Raw genomic sequence first — 21,401 nt, forward strand, 5'->3', positions numbered from 1 at the left:
TTCTATCTTGACGCTCCGTCAGGTCCGTTTACGGGAGCAGCGGTTCGCGGGAGGCCAGGGCAGTGGACTTCACCTTCACCGAGGAACAGCAAGCAGCCACAGAGGCGGCGAGGGCGGTCTTCTCGGGCGTAGTACCCGACGGGGTTCCCAGCCCGGCTCTCGTGCCGGGCGCGGTGGCCGAGGACATCGACCGGCCCCTGTGGGCCGGGCTCGCCACAGGCGACCTGCTGGGCCTGACGCTGTCGCCGGAGCACGGCGGGGCGGGGCTCGATCTCGTCGCGCTCTGTTTGGTGCTGCGCGAGTCCGCCAAGGTGCTTGCGCGGGTGCCGTTGCTGGAGACGTGCACGGTCGCGATGGCGCTCCAGCGCTATGGCGACCCGAGGCTGGCTGCCGAGTTGCTTCCCCTCGTCGGCCGCGGCGAGTTGGTCCTCACCGTCGGGGCCAACGGCCGCTCCGGCCACGACCCGGCCGAGCTCGCCGTCACTGCGCACCGCGACGTCCCCACGCGGAGCGACCGGCCCGGTGAGGTATCCGGCAAGGGGCCTGACAAGGTTCCCGACGAAATTCTTGGCGATGCGACCGGTGATGCCTCTGGTGGAGCCGCGGGCTGGGTACTCGACGGGGTGCAGTCAGGGGTGCCCTGGGCGCAGGCTGCGGACTGGATCGCGGTTCCCGCCCACACGGGGGAGGGTCGGGCCGTTCTTGCCCTGATCCGGCCCGCCGACGAAGGCGTCACCCTGGCCGAACAGGTCTCCACCAGCGGTGAGCTGTTCGCCGAGGTCCGGCTGGATTCGGTAAGGATCAACAGCCGCGCGTTGATCGACACCGCCGGGGCCTGGGAGTGGCTGCGCGCCCTGCTCACCACCGGGACGTGCGCGCTCGCGCTCGGCCTGGGCGAGGCAGTGCTCGCCATGACGAGCGAATACACCGGCAAACGCGAGCAGTTCGGCTTTCCGGTCGCGACCTTCCAGTCCGTCGCCGTGCAGGCCGCGGACCGTTACATCGACCTGCGGGCCATGGAAGTGACGCTCTGGCAAGCAGCCTGGCGGATCTCCACCGGGGCCGACAGCGCGCTGCCCCCCGAGGGCGACATCGCCGTGGCGAAGATCTGGGCGTCGGACGGTGTCCGTCGGGTCGTGCAGACGGCACAGCATCTGCACGGCGGCTTCGGCGCCGACACCGACTACCCGCTGCACCGCTTCCACGCCTGGGCGAAGCAGATCGAGCTCTCCCTCGGCCCGGCTGCGGCGCACGAGGAGTCACTGGGTGACCTCCTGGCCGCACACCTCCTCGGCTGACCCCCGACCCGACCCTCAGCCGACGCCGCCCGAGCCGTCGAGCCGCCGAGCAGTCGCGCGGCCCGAAGGCACCAGCAGCCGGGCAACCGAGCTGCCACCCGGCTCAGAGCACGAAAGCCGGGGTGCCGTTGTCGGTGACCATCGAACGCCCGGCACCGTCCCAGGCAAGCATCCCGCCGTCGATGTTCACCGCGTCGATGCCCTGCTGCACCAGGTACTGGGTGACCTGGGCGGACCGGCCACCGACCCGGCACATCACGTGCACGCGCTGACCGCCCTCAGCAGCCTCGGTCAGCTCACCGAAGCGACCCACGAAGTCACTCATCGGAATGTGCAGAGCGCCTTCGACATGCCCGGCCGCCCATTCGTCGTCCTCCCGGACATCCAGCACAAAGCCGCCCGACGGAACCGCCGCGACATCCACCGAGGGCAGCGGGACGAAATTCATGGGTCATGCCTTCTCTCGTACGTACGCTCCAGAGTCACCAGGAACGCTACTGCACCAGACCCGCCAGCTCCGCCTCACGCTGAGCGACCTCGCCCAGCAGCTGATCGGCGATCTCGTCGAGCAGCCGGTCCGGATCGTCGGGCGCCATCCGCAGCATGGCTCCGATCGCGCTCTCCTCAAGCTCCTGAGCGAGCACCGTCAGCAGTTCCTTGCGCTGGGTCAGCCAGTTCAGCCGGGCGTAGAGCTCCTCGCTCTCGCTGAGCTCCATCTCCGGCGTCACCGGCCCCGCCGCCCACTCCTGCGCCAGTTCGATCAGCAGCGCCTCGTCACCACGCCCGTAAGCGGCGTTGACGCGGGTGATGAACTCGTCCCTGCGTGCCCGCTCCGTCTCGTCCTGCGCCAGGTCCGGGTGGGCCTTGCGCGCCAGCTCGCGGTAGAGCTTGCGCGCCTCCTCGGTCGGCCGGACCCGCTTGGGCGGCCGGACCGGCTGCTCGGTCAGCATCGCCGCCGCCTCGGGGGACAGCCCGTCGGAGTCGATCCAGTCGTGGAACAGCTCGTCGACACCCGGCATCGGCATCACGAGCGCCCGGGCCTCCTGAGCCTTGCGGAGGTCTTCGGGATCACCGGTCCTGGCAGCCCGGGCCTCCGCGATCTGCGCGTCGAGCTCATCGAGGCGGGCGTACATCGGCCCAAGCTTCTGGTGGTGGAGCCGGGTGAAGTTCTCGACCTCGACCCGGAAGGTCTCCACCGCGATCTCGAACTCGATCAACGCCTGCTCCGCCGCCCGTACCGCCTTGGCGAGCCGAGCCTCGGGTCGAGCACGCTCCGTATGCCCGCCGACAGCTCCGCCGGTCCCATCAGCAGCACCGGCGCCCTCACCAGCACCGACACCGGCTGACCGGCCGTCCGGCGCATCCGGCGCATCCGGCGCATCCGGCGCATCCGGCGCATCCGGCGCATGCTGATCGTGCTGCCGGTCGTTGTCCTGCCGGTCATCGTCGTTCCGGGTGGTCGGCACCCCGGCGGCTTCGTGGGTCACCCGTCCAGCGTATGGCCACCTCCCACACCCCGATGACGCGCGGTCGGCTCAATGCCCCTCACACGCCCGGTTCGGCGGCTATTCGCCCCGCCCCGATGGCCCGTACCAGCTCCGTGTGGTCCGCCTCCGTGCGGTCCGCGTACGTCACCGCGAACGCCGCCACCGCCTCGTCCAGCTCTTCGTTCTTGCCGCAGTAACCCGCGATCAGTCGCGGATCGGCGCTGTGTGCATGGGCCCGCGCCAGCAGCGCACCGGTCATCCGGCCGTAATCGTCGACCTGGTCGGTTGCCAGGGCCGCCGGGTCCACGCTGCCCTTGCGGTTCCGGAACTGCCGCACCTGGAAGGGGCGCCCCTCCACGGTGGCCCACCCCAGCAGGATGTCGCTGACGACCTGCATCCGCTTCTGTCCAAGCACCACTCGACGCCCCTCATGCGCCACCTCCGGCACATCGAACCCGGCAGCCGGAAGATGCGGCGACAGTACGGAGGGCCGCGCCTCCTTCACCTGCAGCACCAAGGGCTCGCCACGGTGATCGAGCAGGAGCACCACGTACGATCGGGTGCCGACGCTCCCCGTGCCGACCACCCGGAACGCCACGTCGTGGATCGCGTACCTGGCGAGGAGCGGCACCCGGTCCTCCGAGATCGTGCCCAGATAATCGCCGAGCCCCGCCGCCACCGCCGCGGCCTCGTCGTCCGGTACCCGCCGCAGCACCGGCGGCGCGTCGATGAAGCGACGTCCGCCGTCCCCGGAATCCTCGGTGGACTTGGCCGCGAAACGGGCGCTGGTGTTGTTACGGGCCTTTTCCGATACCCGCTCCAGGGTGTCGAGCAGATCCCGCGCATCGGTGTGCGAAACCAATTCCTCGTCTGCGATGGCATTCCAGGCATCGAGCGCGGGCATCTTGGCCAGCAGCCGCATCGTCCGCCGGTAGGCGCCCACCGTGTCGTGTGCACCCTGGCGGCAGGTGTCCTCGTCCGCCCCGGCCTCCCGCCCGGCGAGCACCAGCGATGTGGCGAGGCGCTTGAGGTCCCATTCCCAGGGGCCGAACATGGTCTCGTCGAAATCGTTCAGATCGATGACCAGGCTGCCGCGTGCATCGCCGTACAGGCCGAAATTGGCTGCGTGCGCATCACCGCAGAGCTGAGCGCCCACCCCGCTGACGGGCGTGCCCGCCAGGTCATGGGCCATCAGCCCGGCCGAGCCACGCAGAAAGGCGAAAGGTGTGGCGGCCATCCGCCCCACCCGGATCGGAGTGAGCCCGGGCACCCGGCCGCGGCTTGACTCCTCGACCGCCTGCACGGCATCGGGCCGCCCGGCCGGAAGGTCCAGAGAGGAGTGAGAGGCCCTGGACACTCTCTCCCGCAAGGCCTTGCCTACCCCCCTGGGCGACTGCGGCGCGCTCCCGCCCACCGCGGCCACCCCATCCGCCCGGCGAGCGAATCCGGGCACGACCGGAATACGCGGATTCCCTTGTACAGCCCGCTGAACCGGCACTGTCGCTTCGATTTTGCCCATGGCGCGCGGCCTCCCCCACCCTCGCCCTGCGCTCCTGGCCCGACGCCCTGTCGCAGATCAATTGCGACGAAGGTACCGCCGTCCGCCAAAAGCCGTCTGCCCCTGTGGAGAACTCACGTTCCGGCCTGTGGACAACACCCCATGGGCAACGCTCTGCCCTGGTCAGACGCCGACGGCCTCTTCCAGCTCCTCTTCCAACTCCCCTTCCAGCTCTTGCTCGTCGTCCACCTCGGTCCGGGCTTCGGCCCTGATGTGTCGCCCCCGTCCCCGTGCGGCCCCGGCCTCGACCGTTCCCCCGGCCGCCTCTGCCGGAGCGGCCTCCACCGCGACCTTCCGCCGCCTCGCCTCGACCAGCCCTGCCGCACCCATCATTGCCAGACCCACCACGAACCAGAGCGCGAGCACCAGCACATTCCGGCCGAGCGCATATCCGCCGAAGTACACATGACTGCGTACGCCCTCGACGAAGCCCGCACCGTTCCAGAAGGAGTGCAGCGCACCGAAGAAGCCGGGCTGCAGCTCCGGCCGGAAGATGCCGCCGGAGCTGGTGAAGTTGAGCATCACGAAGAGCACCATCACGCCGAGCGTCGTCCACCGCTTGAGGAAGGTGTGCAGCCCGACGCCGATCAGCAGAATGCCCGCCGAGTAGAGCCAGGCCATCGCCCAGAGACCGCCGAGCCCGTGGTCCACGAGACCGAACAGCGGACCGGCGAAGACCACTCCGATCAGGCTCACCGCGAGGGACGCGGCAGCCGTCAGCGCGGCCCTGATCTGCAGCGAAAGCACCGCACCCGCGCCTCCGATCACCGCGACCGAGGCGTAGGAACCGATGCTCACCGCAACCAGCAGGAAGAAGATGCCCTGGCCGGTCGGATCGCCGTCCGCGGTCGGTGCCGTGTCCGTCACCTTCAGCGGATGACCGTGCTCGGCGGCGACCTTGGTGAAGATCTTCTCGACCACCGTGGCGCTGGTGTCGGACGCCGCGCCGGCCACCAGCAGCTCGGGGTGCTTCCCCGGCAGGTAGGCACCGTAACTGGCCTGTGTCTTCAGGTGATTCACCGCCGCTGCGCGATCAGGGACCGTGTGCACACTCAGCGCCCCGTCGCCCTTGTCCTGCAGCGTCTGCGCGAGCACCTGCGCGCTCGGCCCCGACCCGACCACGTCCACCCTCAGCTCGTGCGGCTCAGGGGCGTGAAACGCCCCGAGGTAGGCGAGCCCCATGCCGATGCACATCAGCAGCGGCGTGACGAGATGGCTCAGCACATGACGCAGAGCGGCTGCGGTGGAGCCGGCGGCGGCACTCGGGCCTGAGGACATGCGGAACACTCCAATAGTTGGCTTTTACAACTCCTAATTCGTTGCGCTATGCAACCGAATCCCCAGGGAGACGAGACGGAAGGCGAACCAGTGCCAGGCGACCCCGTAGAACGCGAAGAATCGCTGAATGTCATCCAGCGCGAACTGACCGCCTTCGCGCGTCGCGCGCGGGCCGCGGCAGCCCGCCTCCATCCGGAACTGCCCCTGGTCTCGTACACGCTGCTGGCGCACATCGACGACCAGCACGGCTGCCGGGCAACGGATCTTGCCGCGCACTACATGCTGGACAAATCGACGGTCAGCCGGCAGGTCGGCACTCTGGAAAAGCTGGGCCTGGTCGAGCGCCACCCGGACCCGGACGACCATCGCATCCAGGTACTGCACCCCACCGAGGCAGGAACCCGGGCACTCGCCTCGACGCAGGCCAGCCGCCAAGCCGCGTACCAGCAGCGTCTCGCCGACTGGACAACGGACGACCTCGCCAGGTTCGCGGAGTACCTACTGCGCTACAACTCGGCAGGCGACGCCAGCGCAACCACCCCGCAGAACCCCTGACCTGCACCCGCAGCCTGCACCCGGTTCTCGCAACCCAGCTTCGCCAGGATCCGGCTCACATCGTCTTCACCGTCGCCTCGCTCATGTGCAACCGCCTGCCCGCGTCCGCGTTGGAGAGCCCCTCCCCAAGCAGCGCCAGCAGCTGAGCTCCGCCACCCGCAGGCTGCACATGCCGCTGTGGACCATTGACGATCTCGACGACGAAGGAATCCGGCTCGCAGCGCAGCTCGACCGTGATCGCCCCACTCGCCGCATGCTTGTACGCATTGGTCAGCGCTTCCTGGACAACGCGGTACGCCGCATGGTCCGCGGCCGCGGCCAGCGCCCGGATCCTTCCCGCACGGCGAAGCCTCCACGGCGCTTCCGGCAGCCCGCGCCGCCGCCGTCAACTCCTCGATGCCGGCGGTACCCCGCGCCGCCGACTGTCCGCCCTCACCGCCCTGCACCGGTACCTCGACACCGTCCCGGAGAATGCCGACGACCTCGCGCAGCTCATGCATCGCGTGGACCGGGGCGTCTCGCAGCACCCCGACCACTTCCCGCTGCCGTGCCATCACGTCCCGGTCGACCTCCAGCGCTCCCGTATGGGCAGCAATGAGCGCCCGTCGGTGACCGAGGCTGTCGTGCATGTTCTGGGCGATCCGCTGGCGTTCCATGAGCCGCGCCTGCCCCACGGTCACGCAGCCCATCGGCCACGGAGACAGCGAGCACGCGAAACGCGACAAGCATGGCCGGCGACCGACATAACAGGCACGCCGAGCGCCCTCGAGCACCAGCAAGAACCGACGTGTACCCGCGGGAACCGACGTGCACCGGCGGGAACGAAGAAGCCCCACAGACCGTTTGGCCTGTGGGGCTTCTCTCTTGTGCGCGAGGGGGGATTTGAACCCCCACGTCCCAAAGGACACTGGCACCTGAAGCCAGCGCGTCTGCCGTTCCGCCACTCGCGCAAGAGTGGTGTTTTCAGACTCTCCCACCGTTTGGTGCGAGCGCCTGGCGACATCCGGAAGATTAGCACGCTGGACAGGGTGGATTCACATCCGTTGTTTCACCGAACGCCTGGCGGGAAACGGGAACGCCCAGCGGCCGCCCCCACTCCTCCTCAGTGCACCCCTCGTGCGGGACACTATGAGGAGGCCGCCTCTACGATCCGTGTGAGAGGTGACACTCATCCACAGGGCAGACAAGGGGAACCAGCCGATTTCCCGACGCGTGGATACGATCAGTAAGCAGTACAGGGACGACTACAACGGAGGAGGTGCCCCATGGGAGTCATGAAGCGTTTCGAGCAGCGTCTCGAAGGTCTGGTCAATGGCACCTTCGCCAAGGTCTTCAAGTCCGAGGTCCAGCCGGTCGAGATCGCGGGAGCCCTCCAGCGCGAGTGCGACAACAACGCAACGATCTGGAACCGTGAGCGGACCGTCGTCCCCAACGACTTCATCGTCGAGCTCAGCACCCCCGACTACGAGCGACTCAGCCCGTACTCGGGACAGTTGGGCGACGAACTCTCCAGCCTGGTCCGCGACTACGCCAAGCAGCAGCGGTACACCTTCATGGGCCCCATCAAGGTCCATCTGGAGAAGGCCGACGACCTGGACACCGGGCTCTACCGGGTGCGCAGCCGCACCCTGGCGTCGAGTTCGTCACAGCAGCAGGACCCCCAGGGCCGGCCGGGACAGCCCGGCCAGCCCCCCCACCCGGGCCCGGGACGTCCCGCGCAGCCCACCGGCGGTTACGGCTATCCGCCCAGCTCCGCCCCGCCCATGCCCGCGGCGCCGCCGCCGGGCGCAGGCAGGCCCGGAGCACCCAGTACCGACCGGCGCCCGCCGGCCGGACCCAGCCCCCTGCCGAACGCGCAGGTGCGGCGCTGGATCGAGATCAACGGCACCCGCCATCAGATCTCCCGCCCGACGCTGGTGCTGGGACGCAGCACCGACGCCGACGTGCGGATCGACGACCCCGGCGTATCGCGTCGGCACTGTGAGATCCGGACCGGAACGCCCTCGACGATCCAGGATCTCGGGTCCACCAACGGCATCGTGGTGGACGGGCAGCACACAACCCGCGCTACGCTCCGCGACGGCTCGCGGATCGTCGTGGGCAGCACCACCATCGTTTACCGGCAAGCCGAAGGGTGAAGCGGGGGCAATGTCAGAGCTGACCCTGACGGTCATGCGGCTAGGATTCCTGGCTGTTCTGTGGCTGTTCGTAATCGTGGCCGTCCAGGTCATTCGCAGCGACCTGTTCGGTACGCGCGTCACGCAGCGCGGCTCACGCCGCACCGCGAACGACGCACGACCGCCACAGACGCGCCAGAATCCTGCGGCACCGCCGCAGCAACGCCAACAGCCCGGCCGCCAGCGCCGGGGGGCACCCACAAAGCTGGTCGTCTCCGAAGGCACTCTCACCGGCACCACGGTGACGCTCCAGGGACAGACCATCACGCTGGGCCGGGCCCATGACTCAACGATCGTGCTGGACGACGACTACGCGTCCAGCAGGCATGCCAGGATCTACCCCGACCGTGACGGCCAGTGGATCGTCGAGGATCTCGGGTCCACCAACGGCACATATCTCGACCGGACCCGACTCACCACCCCGACGCCTGTTCCGCTGGGCGCGCCGATCCGGATCGGCAAGACCGTCATCGAGCTGCGGAAGTAGTACGACAATGAGCGAACGGAGCGAGCGAGCCGCGACAGCCCGGGCAACGGACCCGGCCCGGCTCCCGACCGGAGGGTGGGCAGTGTGGCTCGAGACCGGCTGTACCCCGAGCCGACGGGTGAGGTGCGCATGAGTCTTTCCCTGCGCTTCGCCGCCGGATCGCACAAGGGCATGATCCGAGAGGGCAACGAGGACTCCGGCTACGCCGGTCCGCGCCTTCTCGCCATCGCCGACGGCATGGGCGGCCAGGCGGCCGGTGAGGTCGCCAGCTCCGAGGTGATCTCCACGCTCGTCCAGCTCGACGACGACGTCCCGGGCTCGGACATCCTCACTTCGCTCGGTACGGCGGTCCAGCGGGCCAATGACCAGCTGCGCATGATGGTCGAGGAGGACCCCCAGCTGGAGGGCATGGGCACCACGCTCACCGCCCTGCTCTGGACCGGCCAGCGCCTCGGCCTCGTCCACGTCGGCGACTCCCGCGCGTACCTGCTGCGTGACGGCGTACTCACCCAGATCACCCAGGACCACACCTGGGTGCAGCGGCTGGTCGATGAGGGCCGGATCACCGAGGAAGAGGCCACCACCCACCCGCAGCGCGCTCTCTTGATGCGTGCGCTGGGCAGTGGCGACCACGTCGAACCCGATCTCTCCATCCGTGAGGTCCGGGCCGGCGACCGCTATCTGATCTGCTCCGACGGTCTCTCCGGCGTCGTCTCCCACCAGACGATGGAAGAGACCCTCGCCAGTTACCAGGGCCCCCAGGAGACCATCCAGGAGCTGATCCAGCTCGCTCTGCGCGGCGGCGGCCCGGACAACATCACCTGCATCGTCGCCGACGTCGTCGACGTCGACAGCAACGACACCCTGGCCGGGCAGCTCAACGACACCCCGGTCATCGTCGGCGCGGTCGCCGAGAACCAGGCCGCCCAGCAGAACGACGGCGGCGCCATGCAGACCCCCGCCGGACGAGCGGCCGGCCTCGGCCGTCCCGTCCCGCCGCCCGCCGGCGGCTTCGGCCCGCCCGGCAGCGGCGACGACGTCGGCTACGGCGGAATGCCGGACGGCTCCTTCGACGCGTACACCGACGACGACTTCGTCAAGCCCCGCGGCGGCCGCAGGTGGCTCAAGCGGTCCTTCTGCACCGTGCTCGCCCTCGCCGTCGTCGGCGGCGGTCTCTACGGCGGCTACCGCTGGACCCAGAACCAGTTCTATGTCGGCGCGAAGAACGAACACGTCGCGCTGTTCCGCGGCATCAGCCAGGACCTGGCGTGGGTCTCGCTCTCGAAGGTCGAGAAGGACCACCCCGAGATCGAACTCAAGTACCTGCCGCCCTACCAGCGCAATAAGGTCGAGGCGACCATCGCCGAGGGCAACCTCACCGCCGCGCGCGAGAAGATCGGCGAACTCTCCGTCCAGGCGTCCGCCTGCAAGAAGGACGCCCAGCGACGCGCGGCCGCGAAGGCCGGCTCCGACGAGGGCCAAGCCAGTGGCACGGACTCCGGCGCCGCCAAGACGTCCGGCACCTCCGACGCCACCAAGACCAAGCCGACCACAGCGACTCCCACTCCTGGTCCCAGCCTCTCGGAGGAAGAGAAAAAGCTGGTCCCGCAGTGCGGTAAGCAGTAAAGCCGTAGGGGGCCTTCAGCACCATGAGCGTTGTCACCAACACGACCACGATCGGCGCTATCGACGCACCGAGCCGTCGCAACACCGAACTGGTTCTGCTTCTCTTCGCCGTCTTCATCTCGGTGTTTGCGTACGCCAACGTGGGCCTCGCCCTCAACGGCGCACTGCCCTCCGGCATGCTCGGATACGGACTCGGGCTCGCCCTGCTCGCAGGCGTCGCACATCTCGCGGTCCGCAGATTTGCCCCCTACGCGGACCCGCTTCTGCTGCCGCTGGCCACCTTGCTCAACGGCCTGGGACTGGCGATCATCTGGCGCCTGGACCAGTCGGAAAGGTTCCAGGCACTGAAGACCTTCGCACCCGCTGCGTCCAAGCAGCTGATGTTCTCCGCTGTCGGCGTCGGACTGCTCGTCGTCGTACTGGTGGCCCTCAAGGATCACCGCATTCTGCAGCGCTACACCTACATCTCCATGCTGGTGGCGCTGTTCCTCCTGATCCTTCCCATGTTCTTCCCCGCCGTGAACGGCGCCAAGATCTGGATCAACATCCCCGGCGTCGGCACGATCCAGCCAGGGGAGTTCGCCAAGATCATCATTTCGGTGTTCTTCGCCGGCTATCTCATGGTCAAGCGCGACGCGCTGGCCCTGGCCAGCCGCCGCTTCATGGGCCTGTATCTGCCGCGGGGCAGGGACCTCGGGCCGATCCTCATGGTCTGGGCCTTCTCGATCCTCATCCTGGTCTTCGAGACCGACCTCGGCTCGTCCCTGCTGTTCTTCGGCATGTTCGTCGTCATGCTGTACGTCGCCACCGAGCGCACCAGCTGGATCGTCTTCGGCCTGCTGATGTCCGCAGCCGGCGCCGTGGGTGTGGCCGCATTCGAACCGCACGTCCAGCAGCGTGTCACCGCCTGGCTCGACCCGTTCGCCGGATGGGGCAAGCTGGACGCCAGCGAGCAGATGGCCAAGTCCCTGATGGCGTTCGGCTCCGGCGGCACGCTCGGCACCGGCCTCGGCCAGGGCAATTCCGACCTGATCGGCTTCGCCGCCAACTCCGACTTCATCCTCGCCACCTTCGGCGAGGAGCTCGGCCTCGCCGGGATGATGGCCATCCTCCTCATCTACGGTCTGATCGTCGAGCGCGGTGTCCGCACCGCGCTCGCTGCCCGCGACCCCTTCGGCAAGCTTCTCGCGATCGGGCTCTCCGGCTCCTTCGCCATTCAGGTCTTCGTCGTCGCCGGCGGTGTCATGGGACTCATTCCGCTGACCGGAATGACCATGCCGTTCCTCGCGCAAGGCGGATCGTCAGTGATCGCCAACTGGGCCCTGATCGGAATCCTGCTCCGTATCAGCGACACCGCGCGGCGGCCCGCGCCGGCCCCAGCCCCATCACCCGACGCCGAGATGACCCAGGTGGTCCGACCGTGAACAAGCCCCTTCGTAGGATCGCGGTCTTCTGCGGGCTGCTCGTCCTCGCTCTCCTGGTCCGTGTCAACTGGCTCCAGTACGTGCGTGCCGACGAACTGAACGCGAACGAGCACAACCGTCGCGTCCAGATCGAGCGGTACGCACACGAGCGCGGCAACATCATCGTCGACGGAAACCCCGTCACCGGGTCCGTCGAGACCAAGGGCAGCGACTTCAAGTACAAGAGGGTCTGGAAGAACGGTCCCATGTGGGCGCCCGTGACCGGCTACTCCTCGCAGGCGTTCGACGCGTCGCAGTTGGAGAACATCGAGGACGGAATCCTCACCGGCAACAGCGACCAGCTGTTCTTCAACCGCACGCTGTCCCTCTTCACCGGTGAGAAGAAGACCGGTGGCAACATCGTCACCACTCTCAACGCCGCCGCCCAGAAGGCCGCCTTCAAGGGACTCGGCGACAAGAAGGGGGCCGTAGCCGCGCTCGACCCGCAGACCGGCGCCATCCTGGCCCTCGTCAGCACCCCTTCGTACGACCCCTCGGTCTTCGCGGGCAATTCCCTCAAGGACGCGGAAGCCCGGCAGCAGCTGCTGAACGACAAGGACAAGCCGATGCTCAACCGGGCATTGCGCGAGACCTACCCGCCGGGCTCGACGTTCAAGGTCGTCACCGCTGCAGCCGCGCTGGAGAACGGGCTGTACACCAGCATCGACGAGGCCACCAGGTCGCCGCTTCCCTACCGGCTCCCGCAGACCACCGGCAACCTGGAGAACGAGGGCAGCATCCCGTGCAAAAACGCCTCGCTCCGGGAAGCGCTGCGGTGGTCCTGCAACACCGTCTTCGGCAAGATCAGCGATGACCTCGGTAACCAGAAGATGATCGACGAGGCCAATAAGTTCGGCTTCAACAAGGAGATCTTCACCCCGGTACGGGCCGACGCCAGCGTCTACCCCAAGGACAACCGGCCGCAGAACGCCATGGCCGGGATCGGCCAGGCGTCCAACCGCGCCACCCCGCTGCAGATGGCGATGGTCGCCGCCGCGGTCGCCAACGACGGCAAGCTGATGCAGCCGTACATGGTCGCCGAGCGCCAGGCCCCCAGCCTGGATCCGATCTACACCCACGAGAAGGAGCAGCTCAGCCAGCCCCTCTCGGGTGAGAACGCCCAGAAGCTCCAGCAGATGATGGAGACCGTCGTCGAGAAAGGCACGGGGCAGAACGCCAAGATCCCGGGCGTCACCGTCGGTGGCAAGACGGGTACGGCCCAGCACGGTCTGAACAACAGCGAGAAGCCGTACGCCTGGTTCATCTCGTACGCCAAGACCGACAGCGGCTCCCCGGTCGCCGTCGCCGTGGTCGTCGAGGACGGCCAGGCCAACCGTGACGACATCTCCGGTGGTGGTCTGGCCGCCCCGATCGCGCAGGCTGTAATGAAGGCGGTCATCGACAGCAGGAAGTGATGCCCATCACATGGGGTGCCATACCTGCACATTGGGATACCGGTCAGATATCAGGTCCGGACTCCGGGCCGATCAGGTAGTGCGCGGCCGGTAGCGTATGCGCGAGCAGCACACCGCCGGACCACACACCGGTGCGGTCGGGACTGACGGAGAGGGCTGGAACAGTTATGGAAGAGCCGCGTCGCCTCGGCGGCCGGTACGAGCTGGGCTCGGTGCTCGGCCGTGGTGGCATGGCCGAGGTCTACCTCGCACACGACACCCGGCTCGGCCGCACCGTAGCTGTGAAGACGCTGCGGGCCGACCTGGCCCGCGATCCGTCCTTCCAGGCCCGGTTCCGCCGTGAGGCCCAGTCCGCCGCCTCGCTCAACCACCCGGCGATCGTCGCGGTCTACGACACCGGCGAGGATTACGTCGACGGGGTCTCCATCCCGTACATCGTCATGGAGTACGTCGACGGATCGACGCTCAGGGAACTTCTGCACTCCGGCCGCAAGCTGCTGCCCGAGCGCACCCTCGAGATGACCGTCGGCATCCTCCAGGCACTGGAGTACTCGCACCGCGCGGGCATCGTCCACCGCGACATCAAGCCGGCGAACGTCATGCTGACGCGCACCGGCCAGGTCAAGGTCATGGACTTCGGCATCGCCCGCGCCATGGGTGACTCCGGCATGACGATGACCCAGACCTCGGCCGTCATCGGCACCGCCCAGTACCTCTCCCCGGAGCAGGCCAAGGGCGAGCAGGTCGACGCGCGTTCCGACCTGTACTCGACCGGCTGCCTGCTCTACGAGCTGCTGACGGTCCGGCCGCCGTTCATCGGGGACTCACCCGTCGCGGTCGCCTACCAGCACGTACGGGAAGAGCCGCAGCCGCCGAGCAACTTCGACCCCGAGATCACACCCGCGATGGACGCGATCGTGTTGAAGGCCCTGACCAAGGACCCCGACTACCGCTACCAGTCGGCCGACGAGATGCGCGCCGACATCGAGGCCTGCCTCGACGGCCAGCCGGTCGCCGCCACCGCGGCGATGGGCGCGCCCGGTTACGGCGGCTACGACGGATACGGCAACGACCAGCCGACCACCGCACTGCGTGCCGCGGACCAGAACGGCGCAGCCACGTCCATGCTGCCCCCGGTCAACCCGGACGACGGCGGCTACGGCTACGACGACCGACCGGACCGCAGGCGCCAGAAGAAGAGCAACATCTCGACGATCCTGCTGATCGTCGCGGGCGTCCTGGTGCTGATCGGCGCGATCCTGATCGGCCGGTCGGTGTTCAGCGAAAACAACAACGACAGCAGCAAGGTCGATGTGCCGAACATGGTCGGCTTGACCGTGCAGCAGGCAGAGAAACGCGCGGAGAACGCCGAGGTCATCCTCAAGGTCGACTCGAACGAACCCTGCGAGGACCAGCCCAAGGGTAAGATCTGCAGCCAGTCCCCGACCCCGACCACCGCGGACGGCAAGATGGCGAAGCAGGACACCGTCACGGTCGTCGTCTCCACCGGCGCGCCGAAGGTCGAGGTCCCGGCCGTCGTGGAGAAGACCGAGGCGACAGCCCGTAAAGAGCTTGAAGACAAGGGCTTCACGGTGAACGTCACCGCGGTCGAGTCCGAAATGACCGAGGGTACCGTCATCAAGCAGGACCCCGACGGCGGCGCCAAGGCCGAGAAGAACTCCGAGGTCACCATCACGGTCGCCAAGCAGGCCCTGCTGGACCTCCCTCCCGTGAAGGGTAGGACGTACGCGGATGCAGAGGCCCAGCTCAGGGGCATCGGGTTCACAAGCATTTCGCGTGTCGACATCGACTCGCCCGAGGCGGTGGACATCGTGGTCGAGCAGTCCCCCGGAGTCGGCAAGCAGGCCAAGGACACGCCGATCGTCCTGAAGGTCTCGAAGGGCCCGCCTCAGCCTGAGCAGACCACGGTTCCCGACCTCCAGGGCCAGACCCTCGGCCAGGCGAAGAACCTGCTGGCCCAGGCGGGCCTGCAGATCCAGGTGCCGGGTTCGAACGACGACAACGCGAAGGTCGTCAGCTTCCAGCCCAACGCGAACCAGCAGGTCGACAAGAACAGCGTGGTCACCGTCTGGACCGTGCAGGACGGTGGAGACGGCAACATCTTCGGCGGCCCGTCCGGCTCACGCCGGCGCTGACCCGAATCGCCCCGACTGCCAAAGAGCCCCGGCACCGCAATGGTGACCGGGGCTCTTTGCTGTGCCCTGCCACGACGCCTCCGGCCCGGCATACCGCACATGCAGCCGTAAACCGATCGTGTCTTCATATGTGCTGATTTGTTGGACAGATGGGGTGACATGGGGATCAGGCCCCACCCCCACTTCGCACCAACATCCGAGACGAGCCGAGAGGACACGAACGTGATCAACGATGCAGTACTGCTGGAGTCAAGGTCTCTACGAGTAAGCATCGTGGCGCGAACGGAAGTGCTGGACAGGGTCAAGGTGCTGTCCCTGCTGCCGGACGGTATGCATGTCACGACTGCGATGGTGGCGGCGTACTTCCAGGTCGGCATCAAAGCGATCGAATCCCTGGTAGTCGACCACCGGCAGGAACTGGAAGCCAACGGCTACCGAGTTTTGACAGGTGCAGAACTGACCTCCTTCAAGGAGGTCAGTGGGATTCAGTCCCGGTCAAGCGCTCTACTCAAGGCGCACCGTCCTCGACGTCACCATGCTCCTCCGGGACAGCGAAGTCGCACGTCAGACACGTACATACCGGCTCGATGTGGAATACGTGGCACGGAATCAGCCTGTGGATAACTCTGTCCACAGGGGACCGGAGTCCCTCGACGACCGCATCGACCGACGCATCACCCACATCCTCGGGACGACCGTCGTCCCCACGTTCAACGCCCTCATCGAGGCCTCCGGTGAGCACCGCAAGGAGCTGATCTTGCTCCGGGACGACGTTGAGAAAGTCGAGCAGAAGCTCTGCAATCACCATCACCGGCTGAGGCACCTTGAGCACGCCCAGGGCCCGCACCCGTACACCGGAATCATGGCGTCCATCGACGCCATGAACTGGCGGGAGTTCGAGCACCACGTCGCCGTACTGCTCCGCCGCGACAGCTGCTCGGACGTCGTGGTGCACGGCGGCCCCGGCGACCGAGGCGTGGATGTCACAGCGGTGACCGCGGACGGCCGCAGCATCGTCATGCAGTGCAAGAGCTTCGCGCCCTACCGTCCGGTGTGGAGCGGAGAGCTGCAGAAGTTCCTCGGCGCCTCTTTCGTCCAGCACGGGGCCGATGTGGCTCTCTTCGTCGCCACGACCTCCTTCACACCCGACGCACGCGCCATCGCCGAGACCTACGGCATCACCCTCGTCGACCGCGCTCACCTCGAAAAGTGGAGCGCCGGGGTGCCGCTTGCGATCCTGATGTAACCGTCACCAGGCAGAGCGGAGGCCCGAAGTCGCAAAGGCAAGTTGCGACTTCGGGCCTTCGCCATCCTAGAACGACTGAGCTCCTCGAAGGAGCTCAGTCACGATTGCCGCAGCTCCGCCGGCTTCGTGCGGTCCTTGTCCACCTTCTCCGTACGCACCAGCTCGCCCCACACGATGTAGCGGTACTTCGACGTGTAGACCGGTGTGCAGGTCGTCAGCGTGATGTAGCGGCCGGGCTTCTTCGCGCCCGATCCCTTCGGCACCGCCTGCAGTACATCGACGTTGTACTTGGACGTCTCGGGAAGCTCCTTGAAGACCTTGTAGACGTACCAGGTGTCCCTGGTCTCGAAGACGACCGCGTCACCCGTCTTCACCTTGTCGATGTTGTGGAACTTGGCACCGTGCCCGTCGCGGTGCGCCGCCAGCGTGAAGTTGCCCTTCTTGTCCCAGGGGAGAGCCGACTTCACCGGGTCCGTGTAGTAACCCGCGATGCCGTTGTTGAGGTTCTCGGTGTCGGTGCCCTTCTTGACGAGCACCTCACCGTTCTTCATCGACGGAACGTACAGGAAGCCGATGCCGTCCTTGGTGTCCAGCGCACCCGGTCCGCCCGCCCAGCGGTCCCGGACGGTGTGACCCTGCTTGGATGCCTCGCGGTCGGCGAGCACGTTCGTCCACCAGAGGGAGTAGGCGACGAAGAGACCCAGCACCAGGCCTGCGGTGATCAGCAGTTCGCCGAAGAAACTGACCGCCGTCGCGACCGGATGGCGTTCTCTGCGCCGCGGCGGGGGCGCGAACTCCCCGATTCGCTCTTCGTGCTCGGTCCTCGCTGCCACCGCACCCGTCCCTGTCGTGATGATGTTTCAGCCGACGAGCGCGTCGGGCTTGCCCTTGCTGCGCGGTCGTTCGTCGACCATCTTGCCCCAGACGATCAGACGGTACGTACTCGTGAATTCCGGCGTACAGGTCGTCAGAGTGACGTACCGCCCCGGGCCGGTGAACCCCGAACCGGGCGGAACCGGACCGATCACCGAAACGTTGGACGGCGAAGTCTGCGGAAGGGTCCTCGTCGCCTCGTACGTGTAGTACGCGTCCTGCGTCTCGACCACGATCAGGTCACCGGGGCGCAGCCTGTTGATGTAGCGGAACGGCTCGCCGTGCGTGTTGCGGTGGCCCGCCAGCGCGAAGTTGCCCTTCTTCGCGGACGGCATCGCGGTGCGCAGCGTGCCCTCGCTGTAGTGGCCGACCATGCCCCGGTCGAGGACCTTTTCCTTGCTGATGCCCTCAGCGATCGGAGCGACCACATCCAGTTTGGGGATGTGGATGATGGCGAATCCCTGCCCCGCCTCGAACGCACCCGGGTTGCGGTCACCCTTCGCCCAGTCGTCCTGGATCTTGTGCGTCTCCTTGCCGGCGTACTGGTCGGCGCGCACATTCGTCCACCACAGCTGGTACGTGACGAACAGCAGCATCAGCACACCGAGCGAGATGAACAGCTCTCCGACGACCCGGCTGGCGACAACGGCGGGGCTGTCCTTGGCCGCGCGCGCCGCGCGCCGTGCCTCGACGCGCGACATCGGTTTGGCGGCCGACACAGATGCTGGGGCCGACGCCGCGGATTCCGGCCGCGGTTCGGCACGTCGGCGGCCACGCCCCTTCGCGGCGCGTCGGCGCTCGGCACGGCCTCCGGTGCGCGGTTCCGGATCGGCCTTCTCGGGTCCCGCGCCCGACTCCGAGCCCAAGCCCGGCTCCGACACCGGCTCCGAAACCGACACCGGCTCCGGTTCCGGCACAAAAACCGGCTGCCGGACCGTCAACGCCTGATCGGCCAGGTGACGCGCGTCCGCAGTCCGCAGTCCGACCGTCTCGTCGTCCGGCGGGAGGGGAACGGGGGCGGGCTGCGCCCGGGGTACCTGCGCGGGCGCCTGCTGCCCGTACCAGTCCCGTTCGAACCCCTCGGGGTCGTACCACTCCCGCGGGGTCTGTTCGGGCGTCTGCGCCCCTTGTGGCGCCTGTGAGTGGGGCAGCCTTTGCGGCTGCGCCAGGGATGGCTGATCCGGCGCCCGGTGCAGTCCCCGCCCCGGCTCCTCCGACGGGATGCCGTCGGAACGGGACCACTGCGAGGCATGCTGCCCGGGCAGCGGATCGTTCAGCGGATCCGCCAGCTGGTCGACCGCCGCCTCGAACGCGCCCGCGGCCTCGTACGCTCCTTGCTCGTACGGGCCGTCCTGTCCGGCGTCGTGTTCGGGACGGAGTGCGGTCACGCGACGGCCTTGCCCACCACCGGCGCGAGCCCCGCCGACCTCGCGACGGCTCCTGTGTCGCCGCACTGCGCCAGCCAGTTGGCCAGCATCAGATGGCCGTGCTCGGTCAGCACCGACTCCGGGTGGAACTGCACGCCCTCCACCGCCAGTTCCCGGTGGCGCAGCCCCATGATGATGCCGTCGGCGGTGCGCGCGGTCACCTCCAGCTCCGCCGGCACCGTGTCGGGTTCGGCGGCGAGCGAGTGGTAGCGGGTCGCGGTGAAGGGGGACGGCAGTCCGGTGAAGACCCCGGTGCCCTCATGGGTCACCAGCGAGGTCTTGCCGTGCAGCAGCTCCGGGGCGCGGTCCACCACACCGCCGTACGCCACGGCCATCGACTGCATCCCGAGGCAGACCCCGAAGACCGGGACGCCCGTGGCCGCGCAGTGGCGGACCATCTCCACGCAGACACCCGCCTGCTCCGGGGTGCCGGGGCCGGGCGACAGCAGCACCCCGTCGAAGCCGTCCTGGGCGTGTGCCGTGGTCACCTCGTCGTTGCGCAGCACTTCGCACTCGGCGCCGAGCTGGTAGAGGTACTGGACGAGGTTGAAGACGAAGCTGTCGTAGTTGTCCACGACGAGGATGCGGGCGCTCACTGGCCGCCCCCCGTTCCGGTCGAGCCGTCCACCGTCACGTCGCCGAACGGAAGCAGCGGCTCCGCCCACGGGAAGACGTATTGGAAAAGCGCGTAGACGACAGCCAGCGCCAGCACGAGCGAGATGAGCGCACGCACCCATGCGTTGCCCGGCAGATGCCGCCAGATCCAGCCGTACATGCTGTCCCCTCCATTCGGTACGGGACCAGACTAAAGGGCCGGGGCACGAGCATGGGTCAGCTGTGGAAAGCCGCCGGCCTGCCGTCGCTCACGGACTGGGTCGCGTCGAGGTGCGCCCAGGCGATCAGCCGGTGGCCGCTGCCCCACTCGGGGTCGCAGGTGGTCAGCGTCAGATAGCGGCCGGGCCCGTCGAAACCGGACTTGCGGGGTACGGGATCGATGACCCCGATGTCGCTCGGCACCGTCCGGTAGGGCTTCTTGTCGATGCGGTACGTGAACCACGTCGTCCCGTCCGTCAGCAGCACCGCGTCGCCCGGGCGCAGCTTCGGGAAGTCCTTGAACGGGTCCCCGTACGTGCGACGGTGTCCGGCCACGGCGAAGTTGCCCGGCGCGCCGAGGCGGGCGGTCCCGCGGTAGTGGCCGAGCCCCTTCTGCAAGGTCCTGACCCCGGTGTTCTCCAGGACGGGCCACTCCCAGCCCTTGCCGAAGCGGGGGATGTACAGCATCGCGAACGGCTTGCCGTCGCGGTACGCCGCGGGGGCGGGCGGCGCCGACGGTGTCGGAGAGGTGCCCCGCGCCGGGGACGCGCCCGGCGCGGGGGCGGACACCGTGCCCCGCGCCCACTGGTTCTGCAGGGTGTCGATCTGTCCCTCGGTCGCGTCGGCGGCCTTCACGCCGGTCCAGAACAGCACGTACACCACAAAGAGCACGATCAGGGCGCCGACGGTGATGCAGAGTTCGCTGAACGTCCTCACGATCAGTCGCACCGACACCGCGTCGGCCTCCCCACAGCTGCTCGCTACTTCGCCGGCTCCGCATAGTGGAGATCCACTGTGCCCGAGTAGCCGGGAAGAGTCACCGCCTCGTGCTCGTCGACTTTCCAGCCGAGCCCATATGCCTTCACGTACAGCAGGTAGTTGCTGATCGCCTGGGAGTCGTCGAGGGCCTGCTTGAGCGCGGCCGGGTCACCCACTGCGGTGATCTTGTACGGCGGGGAGTAGACACGGCCCTGGAGGATCAGGGTGTTGCCGACGCAGCGGACCGCGCTGGTGGAGATGAGCCGCTGGTCCATGACCTGGATGCCCTGGGCACCACCCTGCCAGAGGGCGTTGACGACCGCCTGCAGGTCCTGCTGGTGAATGACCAGGTCGTTGGGTTGCGGGTCGGGGTAGCCGGGGTTCGCGGTGGCGCCCAGCGGTGCATCATTGAGCGTGACGGACACGGACCGGCCGGAGAGCTCTGTGGTGCCCGCGGTACGCGCGAGTTCCTTGAGGCGGGCATCCTCCGCCTCGGTGCTGCCGCGGTCGCGCCGCACGAGGGCGTCGATGTCCCCGCGCGCGGTGGAATTGGTCTCGTCCAGGTGGGCGTTCTTGCCGCTGCGCTGCTGGATGAGGTCGGAGAGCTTCAGCAGCGAAGAGTCCGTGCGGATGTTGGTGCCCTTGGCCGTGTTGGCGCTGGTGACGAAGATCAGCCCGGCAAGGGCGAAGACAGCGGCGGTGAGCACCCGGACCGGGTGCCGGAAGGTGCGCCGGACCGGCCCTCGGGAGGAGTCGGCAGAATTGCTCAACGTACCCTTATCT

The 21,401-nt window shown here is 67.9% G+C and carries 19 protein-coding genes, 1 tRNA gene and 1 pseudogene; 9 read left to right on the forward strand and 12 right to left on the reverse strand.

The features are described 5' to 3' along the window. Positions 1-62: 62 nt before the first annotated feature. Entirely contained in the window at positions 63-1,298 is a 1,236-nt protein-coding gene (locus tag OG936_RS16855) for an acyl-CoA dehydrogenase family protein (RefSeq protein WP_406495658.1), read from the forward strand. A gap of 103 nt (positions 1,299-1,401) precedes the next feature. Here the strand turns inward: OG936_RS16855 and OG936_RS16860 are convergent, their stop codons facing one another. From OG936_RS16860 to OG936_RS16875, 4 genes are all read right to left on the reverse strand, one after another. Continuing rightward, positions 1,402-1,746 (reverse strand): rhodanese-like domain-containing protein, encoded by a 345-nt coding sequence (locus tag OG936_RS16860; RefSeq protein WP_383752064.1) that lies wholly within the window; start codon positions 1,744-1,746, stop codon positions 1,402-1,404. A gap of 46 nt (positions 1,747-1,792) precedes the next feature. Next, positions 1,793-2,785 (reverse strand): hypothetical protein, encoded by a 993-nt coding sequence (locus OG936_RS16865; RefSeq protein WP_406495660.1) that lies wholly within the window; start codon positions 2,783-2,785, stop codon positions 1,793-1,795. A gap of 58 nt (positions 2,786-2,843) precedes the next feature. Continuing rightward, positions 2,844-4,304, reverse strand: coding sequence for a DUF2252 domain-containing protein (locus tag OG936_RS16870; protein ID WP_406495662.1), 1,461 nt, complete (start codon positions 4,302-4,304; stop codon positions 2,844-2,846). A gap of 162 nt (positions 4,305-4,466) precedes the next feature. Beyond that, a complete protein-coding gene (locus OG936_RS16875; RefSeq protein ID WP_406495664.1) occupies positions 4,467-5,621 on the reverse strand; it encodes a hypothetical protein in 1,155 nt (384 codons plus the stop codon). Positions 5,622-5,711: 90 nt separating this feature from the next. Between OG936_RS16875 and OG936_RS16880 the strand changes: the two genes are divergently transcribed. Beyond that, complete coding sequence (locus OG936_RS16880) at positions 5,712-6,176, forward strand: MarR family winged helix-turn-helix transcriptional regulator (protein WP_406495666.1); 465 nt, start codon at positions 5,712-5,714, stop codon at positions 6,174-6,176. Between the two features lie 130 nt (positions 6,177-6,306). Here the strand turns inward: OG936_RS16880 and OG936_RS16885 are convergent. Next, positions 6,307-6,847, reverse strand: a pseudogene (locus OG936_RS16885) (sensor histidine kinase); the annotation flags it as partial. A 196-nt stretch (positions 6,848-7,043) separates the two neighbouring features. Beyond that, positions 7,044-7,126 (reverse strand) — tRNA-Leu (locus OG936_RS16890). A 315-nt stretch (positions 7,127-7,441) separates the two neighbouring features. On the opposite strand from OG936_RS16890, the gene OG936_RS16895 reads away from it, so the two are divergent. The 7 genes from OG936_RS16895 to OG936_RS16925 all read left to right on the forward strand — a co-directional run bounded on the left by OG936_RS16895 (position 7,442) and on the right by OG936_RS16925 (position 16,746). Further along, entirely contained in the window at positions 7,442-8,314 is an 873-nt protein-coding gene (locus tag OG936_RS16895) for an FhaA domain-containing protein (protein WP_383752049.1), read from the forward strand. A 10-nt stretch (positions 8,315-8,324) separates the two neighbouring features. Then, the gene (locus OG936_RS16900) at positions 8,325-8,840 is read left to right on the forward strand and encodes an FHA domain-containing protein (protein ID WP_266747285.1); all 516 of its coding nucleotides are present in this window, start codon (positions 8,325-8,327) and stop codon (positions 8,838-8,840) included. Positions 8,841-8,969: 129 nt separating this feature from the next. Beyond that, entirely contained in the window at positions 8,970-10,466 is a 1,497-nt protein-coding gene (locus OG936_RS16905; protein ID WP_406495668.1) for a Stp1/IreP family PP2C-type Ser/Thr phosphatase, read from the forward strand. 23 nt (positions 10,467-10,489) lie between these two features. Further along, positions 10,490-11,890 (forward strand): FtsW/RodA/SpoVE family cell cycle protein, encoded by a 1,401-nt coding sequence (locus tag OG936_RS16910; protein ID WP_406495670.1) that lies wholly within the window; start codon positions 10,490-10,492, stop codon positions 11,888-11,890. After that, positions 11,887-13,344 carry a penicillin-binding transpeptidase domain-containing protein gene (locus OG936_RS16915; RefSeq protein ID WP_406495672.1) on the forward strand — a complete coding sequence of 486 codons (1,458 nt, stop codon included), beginning with the start codon at positions 11,887-11,889 and terminating at the stop codon, positions 13,342-13,344. The genes OG936_RS16910 and OG936_RS16915 overlap by 4 nt, the downstream gene beginning before the upstream one ends. 167 nt (positions 13,345-13,511) lie before the next feature. Then, complete coding sequence (gene pknB, locus OG936_RS16920; protein WP_406495673.1) at positions 13,512-15,500, forward strand: Stk1 family PASTA domain-containing Ser/Thr kinase; 1,989 nt, start codon at positions 13,512-13,514, stop codon at positions 15,498-15,500. 616 nt (positions 15,501-16,116) lie between these two features. Further along, positions 16,117-16,746, forward strand: coding sequence for a restriction endonuclease (locus tag OG936_RS16925; RefSeq protein WP_406495675.1), 630 nt, complete (start codon positions 16,117-16,119; stop codon positions 16,744-16,746). Between the two features lie 98 nt (positions 16,747-16,844). On the opposite strand, the gene OG936_RS16930 is transcribed toward OG936_RS16925, so the two are convergent. Genes OG936_RS16930 through OG936_RS16955 form a run of 6 tightly spaced genes read right to left on the reverse strand, consistent with a single transcriptional unit; the run spans position 16,845 to position 21,388 of the window. Further along, positions 16,845-17,579, reverse strand: coding sequence for a class E sortase (locus OG936_RS16930; protein WP_406495677.1), 735 nt, complete (start codon positions 17,577-17,579; stop codon positions 16,845-16,847). Positions 17,580-17,606: 27 nt separating this feature from the next. Beyond that, complete coding sequence (locus OG936_RS16935) at positions 17,607-19,007, reverse strand: class E sortase (RefSeq protein WP_406495679.1); 1,401 nt, start codon at positions 19,005-19,007, stop codon at positions 17,607-17,609. Continuing rightward, a complete protein-coding gene (locus tag OG936_RS16940) occupies positions 19,004-19,642 on the reverse strand; it encodes an aminodeoxychorismate/anthranilate synthase component II (RefSeq protein WP_266747293.1) in 639 nt (212 codons plus the stop codon). The genes OG936_RS16935 and OG936_RS16940 overlap by 4 nt, the downstream gene beginning before the upstream one ends. After that, positions 19,639-19,821, reverse strand: coding sequence for a hypothetical protein (locus OG936_RS16945; RefSeq protein WP_266747294.1), 183 nt, complete (start codon positions 19,819-19,821; stop codon positions 19,639-19,641). Before OG936_RS16945 ends, OG936_RS16940 begins: the two co-directional genes overlap by 4 nt. Before the next feature lie 56 nt (positions 19,822-19,877). Further along, positions 19,878-20,594, reverse strand: coding sequence for a class E sortase (locus OG936_RS16950; RefSeq protein ID WP_406495681.1), 717 nt, complete (start codon positions 20,592-20,594; stop codon positions 19,878-19,880). A 26-nt stretch (positions 20,595-20,620) separates the two neighbouring features. Continuing rightward, the gene (locus tag OG936_RS16955) at positions 20,621-21,388 is read right to left on the reverse strand and encodes a DUF881 domain-containing protein (protein WP_406495683.1); all 768 of its coding nucleotides are present in this window, start codon (positions 21,386-21,388) and stop codon (positions 20,621-20,623) included. Between the last annotated feature and the right edge of the window lie 13 nt (positions 21,389-21,401).

The sequence above is a fragment of the Streptomyces sp. NBC_00846 genome (assembly GCF_045207325.1).
In the GTDB taxonomy this organism is placed as follows: domain Bacteria; phylum Actinomycetota; class Actinomycetes; order Streptomycetales; family Streptomycetaceae; genus Streptomyces.

Coding starts and splice junctions, on each gene's coding strand:
- OG936_RS16895 (WP_383752049.1), top strand. CDS start 7,442: ATGGGAGTCATGAAGCGTTTCGAGCAGCGTCTCGAAGGTCTGGTCAAT.
- OG936_RS16875 (WP_406495664.1), bottom strand. CDS start 5,621: ATGTCCTCAGGCCCGAGTGCCGCCGCCGGCTCCACCGCAGCCGCTCTG.
- OG936_RS16860 (WP_383752064.1), bottom strand. CDS start 1,746: ATGAATTTCGTCCCGCTGCCCTCGGTGGATGTCGCGGCGGTTCCGTCG.
- OG936_RS16945 (WP_266747294.1), bottom strand. CDS start 19,821: ATGTACGGCTGGATCTGGCGGCATCTGCCGGGCAACGCATGGGTGCGT.
- OG936_RS16900 (WP_266747285.1), top strand. CDS start 8,325: ATGTCAGAGCTGACCCTGACGGTCATGCGGCTAGGATTCCTGGCTGTT.
- pknB (WP_406495673.1), top strand. CDS start 13,512: ATGGAAGAGCCGCGTCGCCTCGGCGGCCGGTACGAGCTGGGCTCGGTG.
- OG936_RS16870 (WP_406495662.1), bottom strand. CDS start 4,304: ATGGGCAAAATCGAAGCGACAGTGCCGGTTCAGCGGGCTGTACAAGGG.
- OG936_RS16905 (WP_406495668.1), top strand. CDS start 8,970: ATGAGTCTTTCCCTGCGCTTCGCCGCCGGATCGCACAAGGGCATGATC.
- OG936_RS16910 (WP_406495670.1), top strand. CDS start 10,490: ATGAGCGTTGTCACCAACACGACCACGATCGGCGCTATCGACGCACCG.